This is a genomic window from Vogesella perlucida, assembly GCF_979366545.1.
Genome location: NZ_CEETRO010000032.1, coordinates 1 through 796 on the forward strand (window position 1 = coordinate 1; position 796 = coordinate 796).

Consider the following 796-nt stretch of genomic DNA (forward strand, 5'->3'; position numbering starts at 1 on the left):
TGGCGTTGATGGTGGTGTCCACACCGTGGGTGTGCTCGGTGGTGGCTTCGCCCACGTTGCCGGCGGCATCGGTGGCGGCCACTTTGGCGTCGATGGTGGTGTCGGCGGCCAGGTCGCGACCGGCCACGGCCACGCTGTACTCACCGGCGGCATTGACGGTGGTGGTGTAGTCGCGGCCATTGACGGTCAGGGTCACCACGTCGCCGGCTTTGAACTCGCCGCTAACGGTGCCGCTGACGGTGATGTCTTCATCGGCTTCGGCGGCGTTCACCACGTTGTCGGCGGTGATGTCGTTAACGCTGATGCTAGCGGTACGGTTGTCCGGGGCGACGGTGTCGACGCTGTAGCCCTCGGTGTCGCTGACGGTGATGCTGTTGCCGGCTTCGTCACGGGTGGTGACGCTGGCCTCGATCACCTTGTCGGCGTCGGCCACCAGCTCGGCGCCCGGTACGTTGATGCTGAAGGTCTTGTCGGCCTGCACCAGACCGGTGAACGGCTTGCCGTTCACGGTCAGGGTCACGGTGTCGCCGACCTTCACGTCGCCACCCACGCTACCGGTGATGGCGATGTCTTGTTGCGACTCGGCGGCGTTGATCACGTCGTCGGCGGTGATGTTGGCCGCGAGCGTGATGCTGGCGTTGATGGTGGTGTCCACACCGTGGGTGTGCACGGTGGTGGCTTCGCCCACGTTGCCGGCGGCATCGGTGGCGGCCACTTTGGCGTCGATGGTGGTGTCGGCGGCCAGGTCGCGACCGGCCACAGCCACGCTGTACTCACCGGCGGCATTGACGGTGGT

At 66.5% G+C, this 796-nt stretch carries 1 protein-coding gene; it reads right to left on the bottom strand.

What is annotated here, in order from left to right; translation table 11 throughout:
* Positions 1 to 796, bottom strand: a 796-nt coding sequence (locus ACZ9XP_RS17740) for an Ig-like domain-containing protein (RefSeq protein WP_465188942.1), incomplete at both ends; no start/stop codon positions are given.